Raw genomic sequence first — 23,590 nt, 5'->3', positions numbered from 1 at the left:
AAGTATTTTAGGCAAAAAAAAAGAAAGTATCTATTATACTTCCTTGTCGTATTTTTTTTTAGTTCTAAAAATAAAGAACTTACTGAAGATATAATTCAACGCAATTACTATTACGTTAGCAAATACCTTAGTGATCATTGCGTTAGCATGTAACAATGAAATACCGATTGTCATTGTTCCTTGATCAAAGACCCATGAGCCTGCTCTAAACAAGAAAAATAAAAATATTTCACGAAGCAACTCTGTAAAAGATGGCGCGTGAGACTTAAATACCCATAGTTTGTTAGTTATATAGGCAAACAATACTGAGGCAAAGTATGCAACAACATTAGCTATCTGATAATTCCAACCTAAGGACTTATTTAGAAAACCGAATAATACTATATTAAAAAGTGTTGTTAATACACCAAATACTACATATGGTATGGCATCTTTATATTTTTCCCAATATTTTTCTATCATAGATAAAATCTCCTAATGACTTAATTTCCAGTTTTTGTATCCTAATCCAAGGAAATAGGCAATTACTTCAAAAGTACTGATAAAGAATGTTACTGGCCAATTTGTAACAAAGGCTAGATACAATCCCAACCACACTCCTGCTAAAGATAATCCAACTGAAACCATTATTAATTTAGGTACTGAATGTACCAAATATTTTGCTGTTGCTCCTGGTAAAGTTAACAAGACAAATACCAACAAAGAACCAACAACTTGTGCACCTATACTTACACTCAAAGCCAGTGTTACTAAGAAAATGACTGAGAGAGATTTGGTTTTTAATCCACTTGCCTTAGCACCAACATGATCAAACGAATCGAATGATAATTTTCTATAAAAAATAATAAAAATTAAAATTACAAATACAGCTAATAAGATCAACTGAGTAACTTCACTGTTATCAATACCTACAATACTTCCAAAAAGAATATTAGTAGCATAGGAACTAGATTCTGAAGACAAAGACAAGAACAATATTCCTAATCCAATGAATAATGATGATATCGAACTAATTGAAGCTTCTCTTCTAGAAGACTCACTACTTAATCCTCCAACTGCAATGGAGCTGACTAAAGTGAATAAAATCATCCCTATCAATGGTGAAATTCCTATCAGGATAGCAAAACTAGCACCTGCAAACCCAATCTCAGATAATGTATGTGTCAAAAATGACATATTACGTGAGACAACAAAGACTCCAACTATACCAGCAGTTATTGCGATAAAAGTACTAGCAATAAAAGCATCTCTCATAAATTCGTAAGCAAACATTTATCCGACCCTCACTCAAACATATCTTCTGATATAGATTTCACATCAACACTATTTATCTGATGATTTTCAAAAAGTAACGCACGATTTGTGTACTTCTTTGTTAAATCATAGTCATGAGTAATAAAAAGAACTGTGATATTTTCCTTTTTATTTAATTCACTAACAAGATCCATCAATTGATACTTTACATCCACATCCATACTGGCTGTGGATTCATCTAATATCAAAATTTTAGGATCATTAATTAGTGCTTGTGCCAAATAGGCTTTTTGCTTCTCACCACCTGAAGCTAATCCCAAGGGACGAGACTGCAAATCAGTTAGATGAGTTTTATTGAGAATATTGTTAAGCTTAGCTTTATTTTGGTCTCTTTGAGATTTTAAAAAGGAAAATTTTTGGTTTAATGTAACAAAATTTTTAATATCCAAAGGATAATCCAAATCAATATTACGAAATTGCGGAACATATCCAATCTCGCTAGATTTGTTTATTTTGATTTCACCACTAGTTTTCTTTTCTAAACCCATCAACATTTTAATTAAAGTAGTTTTACCTGATCCATTAGGACCAACTAAACTAACAAATTCACCTTCATTAATTGAAAAATTAACATTTTCAAAGACCAGTTGTTGACCGAATTTTTTTGATAAATTCTTTACTTCAATCACGACTTATTTTTGCACTGCCTTTTCTATTTGATTTAAGTTTCCGTTCATCCATTCATAATACCCTATATCACTTGGTAGTGTCTCGGTAAATGAGATTACAGGGATATTATTTCCCTTGGCAATTTTGGTCATCTTTGTAACTATGCTACTACTTACTTGCTTGTTTACAATTAAAAAATCAACCTTGCCATTCCTAAGACCATCTTCCATATTTTGAATATCTTCTACAGATGGATCAGTATCATCTTCAATTGCTTTGGCAAAATGCTCGTTCTCAACTGAAATTCCTAAATCTCTCAACAAATAATATGGAAGAGGTTCTGTAATATAAGCTTTCTTACCTTTTGTGATTTCTTTTAAATCAGCTTCTCTAGTTGTTAATTTGCCTAATTTTTTTGAATATTTATCATAGTTAGATTGATAATAATCTTTATTTTTAGGATCACGTTTTGAAAGTTGATTTTTAACAGCTTCGCTTAATTTTAAAACATTGTTAACACCAAACCAAACGTGTTCATTTTGACCATTCTTTTTCTTAAGAACACCACTTGCCAAGTTGATTTCGTTATCTGATTTATTATTGGAATCAATTAGCTTATTGATCCAATCATCATAACCTAGTCCATTTGCAACAATTAAAGTTGAATCTGAAACATTCTTAGCATCATTGATTGTAGTTGTAAAACTATGTGGGTCAACATTAACTGATTTAATAATTGATTCTACCTTATACTTATCGCCAGCAATACTTTTGACTGGTTCAACATAAGTATTAACAGTGGTTGTAATGATTTTTTGATTTGACGTTTTCTTTGCAGAACAACCACTAATTATTATGATAAATGTTAAAGCTAAAATTAAGCTTAACTTTTTCATCCCATTCCTCCAAATACTAATATAAAAAAATAAAGAGACTAGGCAAAAATGCTAGTCTCTTTGTTGGTAGTTAATGTATAAGTCTTAAAAAATGTTATCAGACTCATTTTAAAAATGCAAGTTTACTACCAGATTTGCATATATCTACCGTCAGAAGAAACAACATAACTTCCTAATGGAGAATCTGAATTCTTTGAATAAATATTGATTTGGTAACCTGATAAACCATTGAATGTAGTTTGTCCGTTTGCTAGATATTGAGAAGTAGATCTATCATATGTGTTTTGTAATTGATCTGCTAAGTAGGTAATAGCTTGATCAGAAGTGGTTATTGATTGGTTTGAACTAGTAGATTGTGTCTTTGCACTAGTTGTAGTTGATGAGTTAGTGTTTTTTGCAGAATCTGTTGATTTAGAATCATCGTCAGATTTTGCAGTATCATTGCTCTCATTATTGTTCTTTGAATTATCAGATGATGAACTAGGTTTGTTATCATTTGATTTCTTTGCTGTGGCAACATCTGTCGCGTGGTTATTGGACTCTGTATCTTTTTGTGTTGAACAACCAGCTACTGTTACTCCCAACAAAATAATTGCAATGTATGATAGCTTCTTAAACATAGTCACTACCCCCTCTCTGTAAAACCATTATATATAATCTATAAACAGATTAACTAATTTACAAGAAACCTTAATAAATACTTTCGAAATCTATAACTTCTTTATTTCTAATCTTTAAGGCTAATTCTATTGTTTTATCTGCGATTATACTCTGTGCATCGATGACAGAATATTCATGATCTGGTGCCTTAGCTTGGGCAAATGATAATTCTGTACATCCCAAAATAATAGCATCGCAATCAAATTTTTCTTTCATCACTCTTAAAATTCCGTAATATTTTTCAGAATCAACCTGGCCATTTTCTTTTATGTCATCATAAATTAAACTTTCAACTTGATCTTGAACTTCTTGATCACCCAATGAATAATCATAGCCAGCTTGCTTAAGTTCATCTTCATATATATGATCCGCAATAGTTCCTTTAGTTGCGATAAGACCTATTTTTTTTGCTGATGGATAATTCTTTTTTATAGAAGAAACAGCTAAATGAGGCATATGAATCAGTGGAATATCTGTAGCTTCTTGCAATTCTTTGTAATAATAATGAGCAGTGTTACATACCATAACAAAAAAATCAGGTTTAAGTAAACTTTGTTGTTTGATGTCTTCCAGTAATGGAGGTAAGAAACTTGGTTTACTATGATCCATTATATGCTCTGTTCTATCAGGGACTGTAGCATGATTTACTAATATATAGTTCAAGTAATCTTGATCTTTTTTAATGGGAGTCCGTTCATTCAAAAGATTGATAAAACTTTCTGTGGCTAAAGTTCCCATACCACCAATAATTGTAAAGAATTGTTCCATATTAAATACCTCTGTTCTCCAATTCAGCCACAAAATCTTTGGCTATTTGCGTATCACCTTCATAAGGAGTATCCACACCATTTATTTTTTGATAAGGATCGCTACCCTTAGCGGCTAAAATAACTATATCAGATGGCTTATTGTTTGAAATTGCTTCCTTGATGGCAGTTTTACGATCAAGAATTGTTTTAACTGATACTTGCGAATGATCAATCTGAGAATCAATTTCTCGACAAATATCAGCTGGATCTTCGAATCCCGGATCATCTGTTGTCAAAATTGCTTGATCAGCGAGTTCCGTCAAAACTTTAGCAAAACCACTCCTTCTTGAAATTCCCTTATTACCAGGTGAACCAACTACTACAGTTATTTTTGACTCAGGATATTCTGTCTTCAAAAAATCCATCAAAGCTTTCATTGATGCATAGTTGTGTGCGTAGTCAACAAAAACATCCCCATGATCTTTTGTACTGATATGTTCCATGCGGCCAGGGATCTGCGTCTCTACTAACCCTTTAAAAATATCTTCGTTGCTTGCACCTTCCATTTTAGCTGCAATCATTGCAGCAGTAGCGTTAGATTCATTGAAATCTCCAACTAAACTTAATTTATATTCACCATTTAAGTCTAATTTACTTGCCTTTTCTGTAACTGATTTTACATCAAAAATTGAATCACTTAATGTGGCTTCCTTACTTTCAAAAATAACATCAGATTCATCAGCATTACGTCCATATAAATAAACATTATCGTCAGAACTAGTTTGCAGTGCTGCTTCTTTGACTGTTTCTAATTCGTTAGTTTCCGAGTTGATAATATTTACCTTTGAATTAATTAGAAGCTGCTTCTTGCAGTTCAAATAATCTTCAAAAGTAGGGTGTTCATTTTCACCAATATGGTCTGGTGAAATATTCAAAAATCCCCCAATATCAAATTGCAATCCATAAACTCGGTTACGTTTATATGCTTGAGAAGATACTTCCATAACGAGATGGGTCATTCCCTTATCAACGGCTGTTCGCATATCTCTAAATAATTCGAGAGATTCTGGAGTTGTAAGATCAGACTTAAATTTATCCCCTGGTTTTGGTCCCACAATTCTATCAACAGTAGAAAATAGTGCAACTTTATTAGGGTAAGTATGATTTAAAATATTGTAGATAAAATATGAAGTAGTAGTCTTACCCTTGGTCCCAGTGAAAGCTGTGATAGATAAGCTACGCTCTGGATTGCCATAGAATAGTGCACTCAATAAAGCTAAAGATTTTTGAGCATCTTTAACGATAATATAGTCGATTTTGTCACTATATTTTTGTTCAGCAACATAAAGTTTGGCACCATTAGAGATAGCACCCTCTAAATATTCTTTTTTAAAAGTTGTTCCCTTGCAAAAAAAAGCACCATTAGTTTGATCTTCCAAAGAATTGTAACTAACGTTGCTTAAATTTTGATTTTTATCAGAGATATTTTGTTCAACAATCAAATCATGTTCACTTAATAAATTAAGAGCTTCTTCAATATTTAAATTCATCTTTATCTCCTAAAATAGGTTTTTAAAAAAGTCTAGAAAACTGTCCCACCAAGATTTATGTGGTGTAGAAGTTTTTTTAGTTGTTACTTTTTTGGCAACATTTTTTTCAGGCAAGAAACCATATTAGAATACTGCTTTCACCTATAATCGATTTACATAGATTATAACATAAGCATAATTACTGATAATTTTTATGTAATAAAAAAGGTACTAGTTAAATAACTAGTACCTTTTTAGGTATTAATTTAAAAAGATTTATCTAAATTCTTTATTAATAGAATTATTCTTTATTTCTATAATTCTATCAGTTTGATAGGCTTCTTCCATATTATGTGTAACCATAATTATTGTTTTACCATATTTTACATTTATTTCTCTAATTAATTGAAAGGCAACTTTAGCCAAACCGGGATCTAATGCACCTGTGGGTTCATCAGCTAAAACAATATCTCCAGGCTTCAATAAAGTTCTTGCAAGAGCAACACGTTGTTTCTCTCCACCCGATAACTCATATATTAGAGCATCTTTTTTTTCTAACAGGTTAAGCATTTTCAATACTTCTAAAATTTTTTGCTCTTTAGTGTTTGATTTAACAAAATGCATAGACAATAATAGGTTTTCTTTCACAGTTTTATCTTCAATCAATGCAAATGATTGAAATAAATAATTAATTTTATTTCGTCTTAACAAAGTAGCTTGATGATTTCTTATATTTGATAATTTTTGACCAGAGATTAACACCTCGCCAGAATCGAAGGGTTCTAACAATCCAATAATATTTAGAATTGTAGATTTTCCAGAACCTGATGGGCCAACAATGGCAACAAATTCTCCTTCTTTAATTTCAAAATTAAAATTATTCAAAATACTTTGTTCGCCAAAAGATTTAGTTACATTACTAAATTCTATTAATCCTGACATACTTTTCCTCTTTATTTTTTTATTCTGTGTAAACGTATAAAAATTGCAATCACTATAAATTCTAATATCAATTCTGCTGGTATAAGTACTAACCCTAATTTAGATTTCAAAATCAATACTGTTATTAATTTAATAATTCCTAATGTTAAAACAGAAATTATTAAGGGTTTATAGAGTTGATAGTCTGAAAATCCTAGTATTTTTTTAATAAATAGAAACTCAGCGTTAGAAAGTGAAAATATAATGGCTATAGTTATTAAAATCAAAGCTATAGTAAATATTATAAAAGCAATTAATCCAATAAATAATGCAATAATTTGCTTCAAATCTCTTTGTAAACCACTAACGTATTCCTTAACTGGAACAAATTCTATTCTATTATCATCTAATTGATATTTTTTCATAATAGAATGACTTGTGTATTTATTTAAAGTTTTTGCGTTGTTAAATTTTAAAGGCCCAGTTAAAACATTGGCACGAAGACTTCCATATTCTACAGTACCCATATTATTTGCAGTGGTAACCAATATAACGGGTTCTTTATCTACATTAGGTTCGTTACTTTCAGTTAACCAAGTAAATATTGATTGTTTTGATTGATAATCAATAAATTGTATCTTCTTCTTTTTACCAAATATTGTATTAACATCAGCACTAGATAAATCATTTTCTTTTATCCAGTCTTTATAGAGATCTTTTTTATTTTTAGACCATTGATTAGGTATCAAATAAACCCGTGTACCGGAATATGCAATATTTTCAATTTTTTTACTGATTATTATATTATGATCTTTTAAATAATTTGGAGAAAAACTTAAAAGCGTAAACGGATTTTCTGGAACCTTTTCCCGTGTTAATTGCAAATTGTCCAATGTTGATTGTGAATAATATTGTCCAGATGCTAGATAAACACCATCTTTTTTTTCAATGGATTTATACCAATTCCACATTTCATTATCTAATTTATTGTCACTACCAGAAATAGTTCCCTGATTATTACCTGGAGATACAGATTTTAGAGTTTCATAATTAGAAACTTTTGACCAATTAGATAACATTACCTCATTTTGACGAACTTCATCAACTGGTTTATCTAAACCGCTTGATGTAACTACTAGTCCAACACTCAAAATAATATATAAAAATCCCGCAAAAAAGTATAAGATTTTTTTGGGCAATTTTCCTCTAATAGCGTTTAAAATATTTGATCCAACTATAATAAGACTTGCAATGGCGATCATAGAAATAACTATTAATACGTTAATTAGGCCTGAAATAACATAAACATTTATTCCTTTTAATCCAATTCCAGATATAATTGTCCCTAAAATTAAATTTAAAATTACGGTATATAAACTAAAAGTAAAGTAAGTTCCCATCTCACCATTTATAAGATCTCTTTTACTCCAGCCCAGTAATGATAAATTTCCAATTTCTTTTATAGAAGACAGTACGTAAATAACTAACAAAATAAGCAAAATTATTGCTATTATAACTATCGCACTTAATAGAATTATTCCAGTATTACCATTGTCAATAGAAAATCCCATTTTTTGTTGTTGTAAATCTGATACTGATTCACCAGATAATTTTGATAAATCTTTAAGAAACTTGTTTTGCTGATCAAAATTTAAGCCAACAATTTTATAATTTCCCGATATATTATCATTTATATTTGTATCAAGTTTATCAGCATAAATATTTATACCAAACAAAATATGTGGCAATTTCATAATTGAATGAACTGAGCCTAGATTCTCACCAATTATGGCTTTGGGATCGCTACTTTTAGATAATTTTATTAAATTTTCTTTTTGAAAAAAAGTTACGTTATTAGTTATTAAACTTGGTGCTTTTTGAAGATCTCCACCAACAGAAATTTGTATAGTAGGGCTACTATTTTGTGAAATTTCCATATTTTCTTTTATAACAGTTGCAGGCTGTGACAACAATAATTGAGCTATTTCCTCAGTATTTGATTTTTTTCTATTATCTAGGTTTATCGTAAAAGATGACTCATCAGATAATCCATAATTTTCTACATTTGTTTGAAAATTTTCTGATAAAAAAAATATCGCCATTAACAAACACAATACTGCTTGAATGACGATAATTAATTTTATCGAAAATTTTATATTTTTTCGAATATTCATAAATTCATATTCCTAGTAACAGCGCCAATATGCCGTTGCTGTACCTGTACCAACATTTTGCTGTGCATAGGCCACTACCCCTGGAGCTTTAATACCTGAAAATGTAGTATTTGCTGTTGCAGAGTGTCTAAATTTAGATGTCATAACTCTAGAATAGCTATTGACTCCCCATGTTCTACCGTGCTCCCAAGAGACATTATATCCCTTATAATGCACTGTTTCAGCTTGCACAACAGTAGTACCAACTGTACCAACGCTTAGTAATGCAACAAATGAAAGAACAACTTTTTTTAACCCCTTGAATTTCATAATGAAATTCCCCCTTAATAATATATTTTGTTACAATTAAATTATATCATATATTATATTTTATTAAATGTTTTATTAATTTTTTATATTTTTTTAACTTTATTAATTTAATAAGTTTGTAACCCACAATAAAAAAGATTATAAAAAAGAGCATAAAATTAACATTTATGTTCTTTTGCTTAATTTAAATTCATCTTTATCTACTAAAATAGGTTTTTAAAAAAGTCTAGAAAACTCTCCCACCAAGATTTATGTGGTGTAGAAGTTTTTTTAGTTGTTACTTTTTTGGCAACATTTTTTTCAGGCAAGAAACCATATTCTAAATTTGTAGGTAATATTTTTTTGTCGGTGTTTGTTCTAAAACCTAATGCCGTTTTAGAAACACCATATTCTAGTGCCGCAGTATTAACATCATTTTTAATCCATAAACCAACATTCTGATTTAATTTATAGCTTTGACTTGCAGATACTTTTACTTCTTGATCTTTATTCAGAACATCTTTATAAACATAGTTTTCATTTACGTATCTCATCAATGTTTGAGTGCTACGATATCTTTTGTCTAGATTATCACTATTTCCCTTAGCGTCCATAACAATTGTTACCAATCGACGACCTTTGAATGGAAGTGTACCTACAAAAGAATCACCAGCTTGAGTAGTAGTTCCTGTTTTCAATCCATCAAATTCATAACCTTCTTGATAGTCACGATTTCCTTTTAGCAATAGATTAAGTGAAGTATAGGTATGAGTATCTTTACCATTTGAGAATGCGAATTTTTGTTTAGATGTAGTCTTAGTTATTTCAGGATACTCTGACAAAACATGTTTTGTCATGATGGCTAGATCGTTGGTAGTCATCTTATTCTCGCCATCTTTGTTTCCAAGATACATTCCTTTTTTCAATGCAGAATTGTTCAATCCAGAAACATTGTTGATTTCTGCATCTTTAATTCCCCAATCATTAAGAGTTTTGCGCATTTCTTTTACAAAATCAGCCTGATTACCTGAAACTTTTTGAGCTAACATCATCGCTGCTGAGTTAGATGAAACAATCCAAGCAGCATCATAAAGGTCTTTAACTGTATATGATTGATCAGTTTTAAGTGAAACATTTGATAATTCATCTTTTTGAGTCATATCAGCTTGTTGCTTTGTTGGTGTTAATTTATCAGTATATTTTATTTTTCCTTCATTAATAGCTTTTGTGACCAAATATAGTGTAAGTATCTTAGTAATTGAGCCAATTGCTACTTGTTTATCGGGATTTTCAGAATATAAAATTTGCCCAGTTTTTTGATCAAAAACCATAGCAGCTGACGCTTCAGAGATTTCTTCTGCTGCGTTTGCTGGTTTTACATTAATAATCGGAAAGATCATTACCATGAGGGTAAAAATAATTGCGATTTTTTTCATCATCTTTGACATTTTAACTCCCACTAAAATTTATTTTGTAATTGGAAAATGAATAATAAATGATGTCATATGTTCATCAGATTTCACTTCAATGTTACCATCGTGCATTTTTACCAAACTTTTAGAAATTGCTAATCCTAGACCAGATCCACCAGTTTCTTTTGATCGAGAATCTTCAACACGATAAAATCGGTTAAATAATTGTGGTAAGGATTCATCAGGAATTGGAGTTCCATTGTTGGAAATTGAAACTACGATTTCATCATCTAACTGTTTGGCGCTCAGCCATAAATGAGTAGCACCTTCGCCATATTTTAAAGCATTAGTTATTAAATTGTTAAATACACGGCCTAACTTATTTGTATCACCTTGCATAATAATACTTTCTGGTTCAGTTGATACATCAATTTCAATGCCACGCTTATTAGCCTCTAATTCAAAATCAGCTGATAATTGATCTAACATTTGTGTCATATCAAATTCTGATTCATTTAACTGGCTCATTTTACTTTGCAAATTACCAAATTCAAAAAGTGCACTAACTAAGTTTTGCATTTCCAATGATTTTTTGTAAGCAACATGTGTATATTTGAAAAATTGTTCTTGATCAGCAATATTTCCTGATTCAATTAAACCTAAGTATCCAATGATTGATGTCAAAGGTGTACGCAAATCGTGACTAATATTGGCAATCAATTCATCTTTGCTGTTCTCAGATTCTTTTTGCTCACGAATATTTTCATTTAAACTAGAAACTAACTCATTGATATTTTCTACAACGGGTTGTAAGCTCCTATTCACTTTAAAATCAAGTCTCTTTGATGTATTACCTGAAGTTATCTCAAGTACTGTATCAGCCACACGACTTAATTCGAATTGATTATAAGCTTTTTTAGCAACGTGTAGTGATAATAATATTTCGATAATCTCTATCAAATAAAACCATAATATAGTGTCAACCGAATTGAAGATGCGACCAAATATATAGCCAATAGCATCTATTACACCACTAAAACCATTGTGCATTAAAAATGAATATGAAATTCCTATAAGTAGTAAATTAATTATTTGGAACAAAAGAAAGGTGCCTATTCCTTGGAATAGCAAGACACCTTTTTCTCTTGAAGTTAGTTTGATTCGTTCTTTCAAAATCAAACCTCCACTTTATAGCCAACGCCCCAGACAGTTTCAATAACTTTTTCACCGTCTGTTGCTTCTTCTATTTTATCTCTCAAATGCGATACGTGAACCATAACCGTTTTGGCTGAAACAACTGACTCTTGTTTCCAAACACGTTCAAAAATCTCATCTGCTGAATATACTCGATTTGGGTGACTTGCCAATAAATACAATACCCCAAATTCAAGTGCTGTAAGTTGGACTTTAACACCTGAAGATGTAACTACTTCATGAGAATCCTTGAATATGGTAATGGGTCCAACCTCTAGCTTATCAGGAACATTCTTAGATGATTGTTGTTCACTACGTCTTAACAATGAACGCACACGAGCCATGATTTCCAAAGGATTGAACGGTTTAGTGACATAGTCATCGGCACCAGTAATCAACCCTTGGATTTTATCCATATCAGTTGTCTTAGCTGAAACAATAATGATTGGAATTTGTGAATTTTTTCTTACTTCTTTAACAACACTAATACCATCTAGTTCAGGCATCATAATATCTAGGATCATCAAAGAAATATCACTATATTCTGCAAGTTTTTCCAATGCTTCTTGTCCAGAATTTGCAGATACTGGTTCGTATCCTTCATTCTTGATGTAGATACTTAGAAGTTCTACAATTTCTTTGTCGTCGTCTACTACTAAAATTTTCATATTATATCCTCAATAGTCACTAATTTCACAATATGTTAATATTATACAATAAACTAATCCCGATTAAAAATAGTCATGAAAGAGAAAATAATGGAATATCTAAAAAAGAGAATCAGATTCATATTAATTTTTATCTTTTCGATAATTGTACTATTTTTTGTTCATTACGAAATGGCAAAACGACCTGAATTTGCAAACAGCACTCGTATGATTTGGACTACAAATCTACTAAACATCTTCTGTGGTGGTTTTGCTTTATATTCTGTGGTGCAATTTTTCAGAGTTAAATAAAAAAGATCCTACCTAAAGGTAGAATCTTTTTTATTTTAGATGAATCCTCGTTCTGTAATCCCGAATTGTCTTCTAAATAGGAAACGTCCCCCATAAGCAACAACAGCGATTACTATATAGAATGTTCCGTTAAGCGAAGGATTAAACATTGATGGAACAACACTTGTTAGTGCCAATACACCAAACATTACTACCAATCCAACTAACATATATCCTATTGTAACCATTAGTCTTGGTCGCTCTGACTTAGGTTTCTTCATTTGTTGGTTAACCCATGTTAATAGGTAACCCCACATACCTGAAAGAATTAGCAATGTAACAACACCCATTTGTTGTCCTTGTTTTGCACTTTGTTTAGTCATCAATCCCATTATTCCGTACATAATAGCAAACAATGCTAAGAATAATAATGATGTATCCAAACCTAATGCCCAGAATGGTGATTTCTTAACTGGTTTTGTTGGATGAACAATGTCATTAACTTTTTGCGATACAGGACCGTACAATTGATTAGCAGGGATACCTTTAATTTGATTAGAAACTATCTCTGGAATCAATTCATTGATAACTTGTTGTGCTTCATCTTCAGTAAAGCCATCATTAACGAGAGTTTTATTTAATTTGAAAACATACTCTTCATTTTTGTTAGTCAATTTACTACGTAAATCTGAAACGTCAGTAGTTAAGATTTGTTCCTCAGTTTCTGAACTTTTTTCACGTTTTTCGACTTTTTCTTTTTGTTTATTTATAGCTTTTTTGTTCTTTTCTCTTAAATCATCAGACATTAAAGTTCCCTCTCAGTATTCTAGACGTTAAATCTAAACTCAATAATATCGCCATCTTCAACAACATATTCTTTTCCTTCAACACGAAGTCTTCCAGCTTCTTTGACAGCTTGTTCACTTCCATAACTATCTAAATCATCAAAAGAAGTTACTTCGGCTCGGATGAATCCTCTCTCAAAATCAGAGTGAATAACTCCGGCAACTTGTGGAGCTTTCATACCTTCGTGGAATGTCCAAGCACGTGTTTCTTTACCACCAGCTGTGAAGAATGTTCTTAGACCTAGTAATTTGTATGATGCACGAATCAACTTGTCTAATCCAGATTCAGAAACTCCTTCTGCTTCAAGAAATTCTTCACGTTCATCATCATCAAGTGATGCAATTTCTTCTTCTGTACGAGCTGAAATTCCAATAGCTTGTGCATTTTCAGATTTTGCATAATCTTCGACAATTTTGAAATATTTTGATGATTCAGGATTTGCCATATCTTCTTCTGCAATATTAGCAACATAAAGAATAGGCTTAGCTGTTAATAAGAATAATCCCTTAACAAGGGGCATCTCTTCTTTTGAAAAATCAATACTACGTGCTGGTTTTCCTTCTTCAAGAACAGGTTTAATTTTCTTTAGTACTTCAAATTCTTCAACAGCCGCTTTATCTTTACTACGTGCTGCTTTTTCAACACGATCATAACGCTTCGTTACGCTTTCCAAATCAGCCAGAACAAGCTCAGTATTGATTGTTTCAATATCATCTAATGGATCAACAACACCAGTTACACTGGTAATATTGTCATCATCAAAAGCACGTACAACGTGTACTATAGCGTCTACTTGGCGAATATTTTCTAAGAATTTGTTTCCTAACCCTTCACCTTTTGAAGCCCCTTTAACGATACCGGCGATATCAGTAAATTCAAAGGTTGTATGGATAATTTTTTTGGCAGGAATTATTTCATCAATTCTTGCTAATCTTTTATCTGGAACTTCAACCATTCCAACATTTGGATCAATAGTGGCAAAAGGATAATTTGCCATTTCCGCACCTGCTTTTGTAATAGCATTAAAAAGTGTTGATTTACCAACATTTGGTAATCCAACGATTCCAGCTGTAAGAGCCATCGTAATTCCTCATTTCTCATTTATTAATAATTAAATAATGTTCTTCTTTTGATGTATCAACTTCCTTTGAAGTTAATAAAACTTTTTTAAATTTTTTAGAAAAATTATTTCGTGGAATCATAACTATATGTCCACAACCCATGCATTTTATCTTTATATCTGCACCTAAGCGGATAATTTCAAAACGATTAGTTTGACATGCATGAGGTTTCTTCATCTGAACTAAGTCACCTAATTCATACATACTACTCTCCTAATCTAATTTAATACCAAGAATATCTAAAATTCTGTTTAAATCATCGATATTATTGAAATCAATTTCTAATTTTCCTCGACCGTTACGAGATTCCTTAACTGCAACAGATGTATCAAATTTTTCAACAAGTTTTGATTCTGTTTCGCGAACAAATGGTGATTTAGTAATGCTTCTCTTACGAACTTTTACGCTATTACTTTTTGCATCACTTGCTAATTGTTCCAGCTGGCGAACTGTAAGATCTTCTTTTACAGCTTTTTGAGCTAGAGCATCAATTTGTTCAGGATCTTTTAAACTCAATAATGTTCTGGCTTGACCCATTGAAAGTACACCATTTTGAACAAGTTTTTGTGTTTTATCTGGTAAATTTAACAGACGCAAATAGTTAGCTATGTATGGTCTACTCTTACCTAGTCTTGTGGCAACTTGGTCTTGTGTTAAATTCAATTTATCGATCAGTGTTTGATATGCTTCAGCTTCTTCAAGTGCAGTTAGATCTTCTCTTTGAAGATTTTCCAAAACAGCAATTTCCATCATTGCTGTTTCAGATAATACTCGAACAATCGCAGGTATTTCTTTTAGACCTGCTATCTTACTAGCACGATATCTTCTTTCACCAGCAATGATTTCATAACCATTGACACTTTCACGAACAATAATTGGTTGAAATATTCCATTTTCTTTAATTGAATTTGAAAGATCATTTAATGCGTCTTCATCAAATGTTTTACGAGGTTGATATGGATTAGGGCGAATTTGATCAATTTTTATATTTTGAACAGTTTCTGATGATTCATCAATTGCTTCAAAATCAGAAAAAATTGCATCAATACCTTTTCCAAGACCCTTATTATTTTTGCTTGATACCATTATTTTTCATAACCTCCTCAGCCAATTTTTTGTATGCTTCGGCGCCTGTTGACTTATCGTCAAAATCAACAATAGGCATTCCATAACTTGGTGCCTCTGCTAATCTTGTATTTCTAGGTACGATTACTTTATAAACTTTATCTTCGAAGTAAGATTGAACTTCCTCGACAACTTGGGCACCCAAGTTTGTACGTGCATCCAACATTGTCATCAAGACACCTTCAATTGCTAAATCTTTATTGAAGTGTTTTTGAACTAAACGAATAGTATTTAATAGTTGGCTTAAACCTTCCAGTGCATAATATTCACTTTGAACTGGGATAATTATTGAGTCACTTGCAGTGAAAGCATTGGTAGATAACTGTCCTAATGATGGTGGGCAATCAATCAAAACGATATCATAATCATTTTCAACGCGTTCTAATCCACTCTTCAAACGAGTTTCTCGTGCCATCATAGATGTTAATTCCATCTCAGCACCAGCTAATTGAATAGTTGCAGGAACAATATCTAAATTTTTGTGCTTTGTTTTGATGATGACATCTTCAAGTGGATATTCGTTAACTAAAACATCGTAAATATCTTTCTCAACTTCTGCCTTTTTTACGCCTAAACCACTAGTTGCGTTACCTTGGGGATCGACATCAATAATCAATACTCTTTGACCGAAATCTGCCAGACATGCACCTAAATTTATTGTTGTAGTTGTTTTTCCAACCCCACCTTTTTGATTGGCGATTGCAATTGTTAATACCATATTTTTTCCCCTTAAATCAGATCTTAATTTGCTGTTAATGGTTTCTTGACAGGTGTTCCTGGTTTTCTAGGATACTTTGCCGGTGTTTCTTTAATTTTATCTATGAATAAAATGTTTCGAATACCTTCATTGTTTGGCAATGCTATTTCTATTTGGTTGGATATTTCTCCACCTAATTCATCGACAGCATATTTCCCTTCCTCAATTTCTTGAGATGCTTTTTCAGCTTTCAGGGCAACAAACTTACCGCCTACTTTTGTCAAAGGTAAACAAAACTCTGCCAAAATATTCAAAGCTGCAACAGCTCTCGCCGTTACAATATCAAATGACTCTCTAGCATCACTCTTACCAAATTCTTCGGCTCTAGCGTGGACTAGATTAACATCTTCTAGACCTAACTTATTAACCAAATTATCAAGAAATTTGATACGCTTGTTCAATGAATCGATAATCGTAATCTTTAACTGTGGATTGATTATTTTTAAAGGAATTGATGGGAAACCTGCACCAGATCCAACATCACATAATGTCATACTACCCGACAATATATCAGGGCTTACAATTCCTAGAATTATGGAATCATAAAAATGCTTTAAGTAAACCTGATCTTTTTCAGTTATCGAAGTAAGATTCATAACCTTATTTGTTTCTACTAATTCTTTAAAATATATCTCGAATTGCTCTAGCTGGTGGTCGCTGATTTCGATACCATCTTCTAACAATTTTTTTCGAAATTCTTCAGGTGTCATAATCGTCCTCCAGTCGTGTAACAATATATGTTTCACACCATACAATCGTATATTAAAAATGCCTTTTTTTCAATAGATGAGACAAGTTATTCCTATTAAATACCATTAACTTTAAAAGTCTGATAGAATTGATTTATTAATTTAAAAAAACGGAGAATACTCATGGCAGAAACAATTAAAATTGCTTACTTATATGAAGATCTAATGAATACATATGGTGATAGTGGTGATGTTAAAATTCTGTCATTTCTTCTAAAAGAAAAAGGTTACGATACTCAAGTTGACAATATCAGTATAGATACTGACGTTTTCGATGCCTTTGACTATGACTTCTTATTCTTCGGAGGTGGGCAAGATTTTGAACAAACTGTTGTTGCCAAAGATATCATGCGTCATCGCGAAACAATAAAAGACTACATAGAGGATGAACGTCCAATGCTTGGCATCTGTGGTGGATACCAATTCTTAGGTACCTATTATGAAACCATTGGTGGTGATACTATCCAATGTCTAAACATTTTACCTATACACACAGTTTTCAAAGCTGACAGTAGAATGATCGGTGATACCGAATTTGAAACTCCATGGGGAATTGCCAGAGCGTTTGAAAATCATTCAGGTAGAACTTACTTTGATGATAATGAAAAAGTAGAAGCATTTGGAAAAATGGTTCAAGGCTATGGAAATAATCCTGAGGATGGTAATGAAGGATTACGCTACAAAAATACTTTTGGTAGTTACTCACATGGTCCACTTCTTAAAAATGAAAATATTGCCAATATGTTTGTAGAAAAAATTATTGAAAATCACAAAACAAGAGTCGCTGAATAATGAACATCGTATTACTTCTTTTAATTTTTTACTTCACTAAGAAACAGTTTGAATTTGAAAAAACTAAAAGAATATATTTACTTATTATTCCCGTTTATTCAATAATCATGTTTCTACTTAGTTTCAAACCCAGCGTCAGCAATAATTTATATTTACTTGTCATCTTAGTAATCTCAGGAATTGTAAGTTATATTCAAGCAAAATACACCGAAACAATAACTCTTCCTGATAAAGATAAATATAATCGTCCAGTTACAGAGATCAAAGGTGGTTATGTTTATCTTTTAGGATGGATTGTCATTTTCATCGCTGAACTCATATTAATTTGGTTCAAAGTAGGCAGATTAAATATATTGGAAACATTGAGTGAAGAAATAACTTTAGACCTATTCAAATTTAAACATTTTGGAAATGATTCATCTTGGTTTATATTAGCTCTTTCTGGATTCTCATCTTATTTTTATTCCCTATGGTTGAGACTCTTTAACCCTGATGTTAAGAAATCATTGAATAGAAGAAAAAACCAATCTATTAAATAGATTGGTTTTTTATTTGTCTAAAAATTTATTACTCTTCAAAATTGCAACTGATATCGCAGGAGCTATTATCACCGCGGCAATAAGTTCAGGAATTCCATTAACACCTACTATACCTAGCAATACAGCATTAAGAGACGAAACCTGTGTTCCATATGCACTAGCTAAAGTACTTGCATACATTAATCTCATCAAAACTAGAACCAAAACTGTATTAGTTAAAGAACCAACTGCAGAAGCTAAGCCCATTCCAAAAATTTTATGCTTGCCATTATTTTTGAAAATTAAGTATATATATCCTGCAATTAAACCAACTAAAATTCTAGGAATAATAGCTACAAAAGGATTAGTAAATACTGTCGTATCTATAATACTTGTTGGGCTAGTCCAGGCTCTGATAATTGTTCCAATACCCCAAACCAGTCCTACTATACCACCATCAATTGGGCCTAAAACAATAGCCGCAACAATAACCGTTATATGAATTATTGTTATATTAACAAAACCTGTTGGTAGAAATCCCAGAAATGGAACCATAGTCTGTATAAAAATTATTGCACTTAATATTCCCAATATAGAAATTCTGTAAGCATTGTTTCTATTCATAATTATTCACCTTCTGCTGCATCGACTGCTTTTATTATAGCGTTACGAAAACCATATTCTTCAAGAGCAGCCACTCCACGAATTGTTGAACCACCTGGAGAAGTGACTTCATCTTTCAAAGCAGATACATTTGAGTCTGATTGCATTGCTAGTTTGCCTGCGCCAATTGCCATTCCTATGGCTGCCTCGTATGCTAGTTTTCTATTTAGACCGTGCTTAACACCAGCATCACTCAATGCCTCTATAAATATATCTAAGAATGCTGGAGAACAACCAGCCACAGTACCTAATATACCAATTTGTTCTTCTGGAACTTCGACCACTTGTCCGGTATATCCTAGTACTTCAAATGCTTGTTTTTTCTCGTCTTCAGTAAAATCATCAGAGAAAGTTATTCCCGTAAACCCTGCACCAATTTTAACAGGTGTATTAGGAATTGCATGGGCAACTTTTGCCTTTGTTATTATTTTTTTCATTTCAGAAACAGAAGTTGATCCTGTAAATGCAATAACAATTTTGTTTTCTGATATTGATTCCAATTCTTTTAAAACAGAACCCAAGGCTGATTCTCCAACACCTATCAAAATAATTTCACAATTTTCTAGTGATTTTATATCCTCGACTATGTTAAAACCTAATTTTTCTTGTAGAGCCTTGGTTCTTGATGATTTACCACCTTTTACATATATATCTTTAGCTGAATATCCGCTACCTACTATACCAGTGATAACAGCTCCACCTATACTACCTGCGCCAATTAATCCTATCATGTGATGACCTCCTGAATATCTTTATAATACATTTTATCTTAAAGCATTAAATTAATAAAACATTCTATAATTTTAGGCAACAAAAAAAGCACTCAACATAAATGTTGAATGCTTTTAAGACTTTAATCTGCAAAACTAAAGAGCCTGAAGATTTAAAGGTTTTTTTGAATTTATATTAAACGTATTGTTCGTAATAAACTCTGTCTGAGTGTAACCAGAATCCGATGTTGTGTAATTTGCGTACCCAACTTAGAGTTAGTTCTTGTGGACTTGGTACAACTACAGTTTCTTTATCTTCTAATAGACTTAGAACAATCATTGCAGCTAGCAAGATAGCTAGACCAGCAACGGCTGTGGTCATCATCAATGTACCTAAGATAATTGGAGTTACCATAGCAATGATAATGGCTGCGAAGAAGATAATGAATCCGATACCAGCAACTATTGAGAATACCCAACCTACAACTGGAATTAATCCTAGAATACTTAGTACAATCATAATTGGTCCACCGACAAGGATAACAAGAGCTACCCAGATAGGCCATGACATAAATACAAATAGTCCTGGGATAAATAGAAGTAATAGTAATGAACTTAGGAATGCAATTATTTCAAGAACAATTGCTACCAAGTTAGGGAAGAATAGTGCCATGTTTGCGAATCCAAGAATAAATGCTAATGTACCGAATACTAATAGTATTGGTAGTCCGAAGACAAATAGTCCAAGCATTAGTAAGTATAGACCAACAATTTGGAATACGATTAATGCTGGAATGAATAGGAATACAATAATTGCTAATCCGATAAGTGTTGCTAAACTACCACCTAGTAGCCATGGAATAGCTGCTAAGAAGAATACTGCGAATGATGTACCTGTAATTAGAAGTGCTGCAGGAAGAACCAATAGTAGTAGAGGTAGAGCAATACCTAGGAAAAGAATCATTCCTATTGCAAATAGTGTTGCAACGATTAGGAATAGAAGTGCAAATATTGGAAGAAGCACTGGTAATAGACCTAATGTCAAGACAACACCAACTAATGCAACTGCAATAGCAACTGCAATTCCAAGAGCTACAACTGCCTTAATTGCTTGAATACCAATGAATAGACCTGCAAGAATAATGCGAGGGATCCATAGTAGTAAGTCAACTAATACAAATAATGTAGCGCCAATACCAAGAATAGTTCCAATAATTGTTAATGGTAATGTGATGATATTAATAATTGGAATTAAACTAATCAATCCACCAAGTCCTGCAATAGCAAGTGTTCCTAAGAACAAGATTGGTAATAGGATAGGTGAGAAGATTGTAATAACGGCATTCAGGATAATTGGAATAATATTTAGAACAAGTGCAGCAGCTAGTACTAGCGCTGTTCCTAAAATCCAAATTGGAGCTGTAAGTACGTAACCAATTCCCATAAGCACTGCAAGTACAGGAATAGCTAATAAAGTAATGAAAATCACGCCAGGCATATTCTTAGAAGTTTTACCTGTTGAAGTAGTTGTTGAAGCATTTACTAAACCTGATGGAGTATATTTACCAGCTAGGTAATCAGCATATACTTGTGAATCCTGCATTTGTTGGAAAGCAATAATTTGTGAAAAATCACCAGCACGGAACTTATCACCGAATGATTTAACAAGTTGAGGTAATTTAACCTCATAAGGATTATCACTTAATGGATTAGCTGTTGTATCTAGAGTAATCTTATAAACATTTCCGTCAGATGTTTTTTGAACAAATGAATGTACTGAACCTACTGTATCATCAGATGCAGTATTTTTAGATACGTTGTTCAAAATTTCAGGAATGCTTGATAAGATTTCAGCTTTATCATTACTTGATGCTTTACCCATCAAATTGTATACATCTCTTTCGATGTTGTAGAACAATGTTGCACCGTTTGAAGTTTGTGTAGAATCCTTAGAGTCAGCTACACCAGCTTGTTCGGCTGCTTGTTGTACCATCTGTTGAGAGATATAGTCATTCAAAGTTGCTGTAGAGTTATAAGTAACTCCGTTAAGTACGATTGAATCCGCACCAGCAGCTTCTTGTGAATCAACTTGAACGATTTGAAGGTGATCTTTAATGATATTCCATACACTAGTAGGATCGACTTCTTGACCCGGAACTATATAAGTACCATTAAGGTAATCTTGATATAGTTTTGAGTTAAGCATAACGTCCATGTCTACAGCGCTATCAAAAGCATCTGATTCGATGTTTTCACCGAATGATTTAACAAGTGCTGGCATATTCTTTTCCAAGATGCTTTCGCTATCTGGTTTGGCAGTTGCGTCAACTGTCACATATGCGTATCTACCTGTTGAAAGTAGTGTTCTGTATTTGAATACAGAATTTTGACTTTCGGCAGATGACATGTTTGACCATATCCAAGGCATAGTCTTAAGGATTTCTGCCCTTTCAGTTTCGGTCACTGAGTCGTCAAGTTTTGCATAAACTGCATCACGAGTTTCCTCATATACTGATGAATCTTGGTAAGATGTTTCTTCACCCTTAGGATCATCAGTAGTTTGGTCTTTGACAGCATTAGTAAGTGTAGCTTCTACATCAGTAGGCTTACCGTTTGGCGTGTCAATATACTCGCTATTGGCGTCAGCTTCTGTAGTTGCTGTAGTAGCATCATCATTAGCCACTGTAGCAGCTGCACTGTCTGAAGTTGCTGTAGCAGATTCTTGTGTTGTAGCAACAGGTGTTGCTTCAGCATTTGAATCGGTAGCAGCTTCAGCCGCTACACTACTGTCTGTTGTAGCAGCAGAGTTATCTGTTGTAGCAACGCTTGAGGCAGTTGCAGCAGAATCTGTTGTTACATCAGTATTTGTAGTAGCTTGACCAGATACTTCAATAGTAGTGTTGTCTAAAACAGCTTGAGCAGCTTCAGAGTATGTTGGAGCATAATCTGAACTTGCTTGAGTGCTTGTAGAACTTTCTGTAGTTGCTTCTGAATAAGAAGTTACAGATTGACTAGTTGATGTTGATGTCTGGTTAGCAGATTGACTTGATGTTGTTTCTTGAGATTGATTACTTACTGGAACAGCTTGTTCGTAAGATTGAATCTCGTTATCAGAAACAGTAACATCAGAGCCATTGAAGTCAGCCACAACAGTTGATTTAACAGCTACATTTTTTGTAGCAATATTAATTCCTGTTGTATAACTATCGCCCGTTACATCTTTTGTAAATGTATAAACAAATGAATTGTTTTCAACATCTTTTGTAACGGTGAAAGGAACGTCTGCTGATTCTGAGATAGCTTTACTGTTTTGAATATCAACGTTAGTTGGATCAAATTTTACAGTAAATTTATCACCTTTTTGAATCACATTCCCTTCTGAAGGTGCAATAGTCGTAACAAATGCTTGGCCTCCGTCCTCTTTTTCTACTTTAGAATTAAAGATGCTATTTGCATCTCTGTACGGAACGCTTGTATCAGTTGTTGGCTGAGTATCACTATTTGCAACTTCATTAGTTTGTGAAGCAGCTTCTACTAAATTAGCAGTAGTGTAAGAACCGAATGGTAACACTAGTGATAGAGCTGATAGAAATACGACAGCTTTCTTCAATAACGACATACCGTT

Annotated in this window: 25 protein-coding genes; 3 read left to right on the top strand and 22 right to left on the bottom strand. The window is 32.5% G+C overall.

Going from position 1 to position 23,590, the window contains the following annotated elements; genetic code table 11:
• Positions 1–33 precede the first annotated feature (33 nt).
• From EKN01_RS06925 to EKN01_RS06865, 13 genes are all read right to left on the bottom strand, one after another.
• A complete protein-coding gene (locus EKN01_RS06925; protein ID WP_129045560.1) occupies positions 34–462 on the bottom strand; it encodes a GtrA family protein in 429 nt (142 codons plus the stop codon).
• Between the two features lie 12 nt (positions 463–474).
• Entirely contained in the window at positions 475–1,272 is a 798-nt protein-coding gene (locus tag EKN01_RS06920; RefSeq protein WP_099974034.1) for a metal ABC transporter permease, read from the bottom strand.
• A gap of 11 nt (positions 1,273–1,283) precedes the next feature.
• Positions 1,284–1,943, bottom strand: a complete 660-nt coding sequence (locus EKN01_RS06915; protein ID WP_099974035.1) for a metal ABC transporter ATP-binding protein — start codon at positions 1,941–1,943, stop codon at positions 1,284–1,286.
• Positions 1,944–1,946: 3 nt separating this feature from the next.
• Positions 1,947–2,819, bottom strand: coding sequence for a metal ABC transporter solute-binding protein, Zn/Mn family (locus tag EKN01_RS06910; protein ID WP_129045559.1), 873 nt, complete (start codon positions 2,817–2,819; stop codon positions 1,947–1,949).
• 125 nt (positions 2,820–2,944) lie between these two features.
• On the bottom strand, positions 2,945–3,439 hold the full coding sequence (locus tag EKN01_RS06905) for a hypothetical protein (protein WP_099974037.1): 495 nt from the start codon (positions 3,437–3,439) through the stop codon (positions 2,945–2,947).
• 70 nt (positions 3,440–3,509) lie between these two features.
• Positions 3,510–4,247: an amino acid racemase gene (locus tag EKN01_RS06900; protein ID WP_129045558.1), complete on the bottom strand. Its 738-nt coding sequence runs from the start codon at positions 4,245–4,247 to the stop codon at positions 3,510–3,512.
• 1 nt (position 4,248) lies between these two features.
• Positions 4,249–5,778 carry a UDP-N-acetylmuramoyl-L-alanyl-D-glutamate--2,6-diaminopimelate ligase gene (locus tag EKN01_RS06895; RefSeq protein ID WP_129045557.1) on the bottom strand — a complete coding sequence of 510 codons (1,530 nt, stop codon included), beginning with the start codon at positions 5,776–5,778 and terminating at the stop codon, positions 4,249–4,251.
• A gap of 255 nt (positions 5,779–6,033) precedes the next feature.
• A complete protein-coding gene (locus EKN01_RS06890; protein ID WP_129045556.1) occupies positions 6,034–6,699 on the bottom strand; it encodes an ABC transporter ATP-binding protein in 666 nt (221 codons plus the stop codon).
• An 11-nt stretch (positions 6,700–6,710) separates the two neighbouring features.
• Positions 6,711–8,852, bottom strand: a complete 2,142-nt coding sequence (locus tag EKN01_RS06885; RefSeq protein ID WP_129045555.1) for a hypothetical protein — start codon at positions 8,850–8,852, stop codon at positions 6,711–6,713.
• A 12-nt stretch (positions 8,853–8,864) separates the two neighbouring features.
• The gene (locus EKN01_RS06880) at positions 8,865–9,161 is read right to left on the bottom strand and encodes a hypothetical protein (RefSeq protein ID WP_129045554.1); all 297 of its coding nucleotides are present in this window, start codon (positions 9,159–9,161) and stop codon (positions 8,865–8,867) included.
• 203 nt (positions 9,162–9,364) lie between these two features.
• The gene (locus EKN01_RS06875) at positions 9,365–10,579 is read right to left on the bottom strand and encodes a D-alanyl-D-alanine carboxypeptidase family protein (protein WP_241685266.1); all 1,215 of its coding nucleotides are present in this window, start codon (positions 10,577–10,579) and stop codon (positions 9,365–9,367) included.
• A gap of 27 nt (positions 10,580–10,606) precedes the next feature.
• On the bottom strand, positions 10,607–11,725 hold the full coding sequence (locus EKN01_RS06870; RefSeq protein ID WP_099974041.1) for a sensor histidine kinase: 1,119 nt from the start codon (positions 11,723–11,725) through the stop codon (positions 10,607–10,609).
• 2 nt (positions 11,726–11,727) lie between these two features.
• Positions 11,728–12,414 carry a response regulator transcription factor gene (locus EKN01_RS06865; protein WP_099974042.1) on the bottom strand — a complete coding sequence of 229 codons (687 nt, stop codon included), beginning with the start codon at positions 12,412–12,414 and terminating at the stop codon, positions 11,728–11,730.
• 90 nt (positions 12,415–12,504) lie between these two features.
• On the opposite strand from EKN01_RS06865, the gene EKN01_RS06860 reads away from it, so the two are divergent.
• Positions 12,505–12,705, top strand: a complete 201-nt coding sequence (locus tag EKN01_RS06860) for a hypothetical protein (protein ID WP_129045552.1) — start codon at positions 12,505–12,507, stop codon at positions 12,703–12,705.
• Positions 12,706–12,740: 35 nt separating this feature from the next.
• Here EKN01_RS06860 and EKN01_RS06855 read toward each other — a convergent pair whose 3' ends face one another.
• The 6 genes from EKN01_RS06855 to rsmG are packed head-to-tail and all read right to left on the bottom strand — an operon-like array spanning position 12,741 to position 17,243.
• The gene (locus EKN01_RS06855; protein WP_129045551.1) at positions 12,741–13,490 is read right to left on the bottom strand and encodes a DUF1129 domain-containing protein; all 750 of its coding nucleotides are present in this window, start codon (positions 13,488–13,490) and stop codon (positions 12,741–12,743) included.
• Between the two features lie 20 nt (positions 13,491–13,510).
• Positions 13,511–14,611: a redox-regulated ATPase YchF gene (ychF, locus tag EKN01_RS06850; protein ID WP_129045550.1), complete on the bottom strand. Its 1,101-nt coding sequence runs from the start codon at positions 14,609–14,611 to the stop codon at positions 13,511–13,513.
• A 16-nt stretch (positions 14,612–14,627) separates the two neighbouring features.
• Positions 14,628–14,855, bottom strand: coding sequence for a DUF951 domain-containing protein (locus tag EKN01_RS06845; protein ID WP_129045549.1), 228 nt, complete (start codon positions 14,853–14,855; stop codon positions 14,628–14,630).
• A gap of 9 nt (positions 14,856–14,864) precedes the next feature.
• Positions 14,865–15,737 carry a ParB/RepB/Spo0J family partition protein gene (locus EKN01_RS06840; RefSeq protein ID WP_129045548.1) on the bottom strand — a complete coding sequence of 291 codons (873 nt, stop codon included), beginning with the start codon at positions 15,735–15,737 and terminating at the stop codon, positions 14,865–14,867.
• Complete coding sequence (locus tag EKN01_RS06835; RefSeq protein WP_099974048.1) at positions 15,718–16,494, bottom strand: ParA family protein; 777 nt, start codon at positions 16,492–16,494, stop codon at positions 15,718–15,720. The genes EKN01_RS06840 and EKN01_RS06835 overlap by 20 nt, the downstream gene beginning before the upstream one ends.
• A 23-nt stretch (positions 16,495–16,517) precedes the next feature.
• Entirely contained in the window at positions 16,518–17,243 is a 726-nt protein-coding gene (rsmG, locus tag EKN01_RS06830) for a 16S rRNA (guanine(527)-N(7))-methyltransferase RsmG (protein WP_129045547.1), read from the bottom strand.
• 162 nt (positions 17,244–17,405) lie between these two features.
• Here rsmG and EKN01_RS06825 point away from each other — a divergent pair, with 162 nt between their 5' ends.
• Positions 17,406–18,074 carry a type 1 glutamine amidotransferase gene (locus tag EKN01_RS06825; protein ID WP_129045546.1) on the top strand — a complete coding sequence of 223 codons (669 nt, stop codon included), beginning with the start codon at positions 17,406–17,408 and terminating at the stop codon, positions 18,072–18,074.
• Complete coding sequence (locus tag EKN01_RS06820; protein WP_129045545.1) at positions 18,074–18,613, top strand: hypothetical protein; 540 nt, start codon at positions 18,074–18,076, stop codon at positions 18,611–18,613. Before EKN01_RS06825 ends, EKN01_RS06820 begins: the two co-directional genes overlap by 1 nt.
• 9 nt (positions 18,614–18,622) lie before the next feature.
• Here EKN01_RS06820 and EKN01_RS06815 read toward each other — a convergent pair whose 3' ends face one another.
• The 3 genes from EKN01_RS06815 to EKN01_RS06805 all read right to left on the bottom strand — a co-directional run bounded on the left by EKN01_RS06815 (position 18,623) and on the right by EKN01_RS06805 (position 23,584).
• Positions 18,623–19,216 (bottom strand): ECF transporter S component, encoded by a 594-nt coding sequence (locus EKN01_RS06815; protein WP_129045544.1) that lies wholly within the window; start codon positions 19,214–19,216, stop codon positions 18,623–18,625.
• Positions 19,217–19,218: 2 nt separating this feature from the next.
• A complete protein-coding gene (proC, locus tag EKN01_RS06810) occupies positions 19,219–19,986 on the bottom strand; it encodes a pyrroline-5-carboxylate reductase (RefSeq protein ID WP_129045543.1) in 768 nt (255 codons plus the stop codon).
• A gap of 175 nt (positions 19,987–20,161) precedes the next feature.
• The gene (locus EKN01_RS06805) at positions 20,162–23,584 is read right to left on the bottom strand and encodes a hypothetical protein (protein WP_129045542.1); all 3,423 of its coding nucleotides are present in this window, start codon (positions 23,582–23,584) and stop codon (positions 20,162–20,164) included.
• Positions 23,585–23,590 lie beyond the last annotated feature (6 nt).

It is taken from the genome of Companilactobacillus metriopterae (genome assembly GCF_004117915.1).
Lineage (GTDB): Bacteria > Bacillota > Bacilli > Lactobacillales > Lactobacillaceae > Companilactobacillus > Companilactobacillus metriopterae.
The sequence above is the reverse complement of the archived record's forward strand: the minus strand, read 5'-3'. Positions and strand labels throughout refer to the sequence as shown.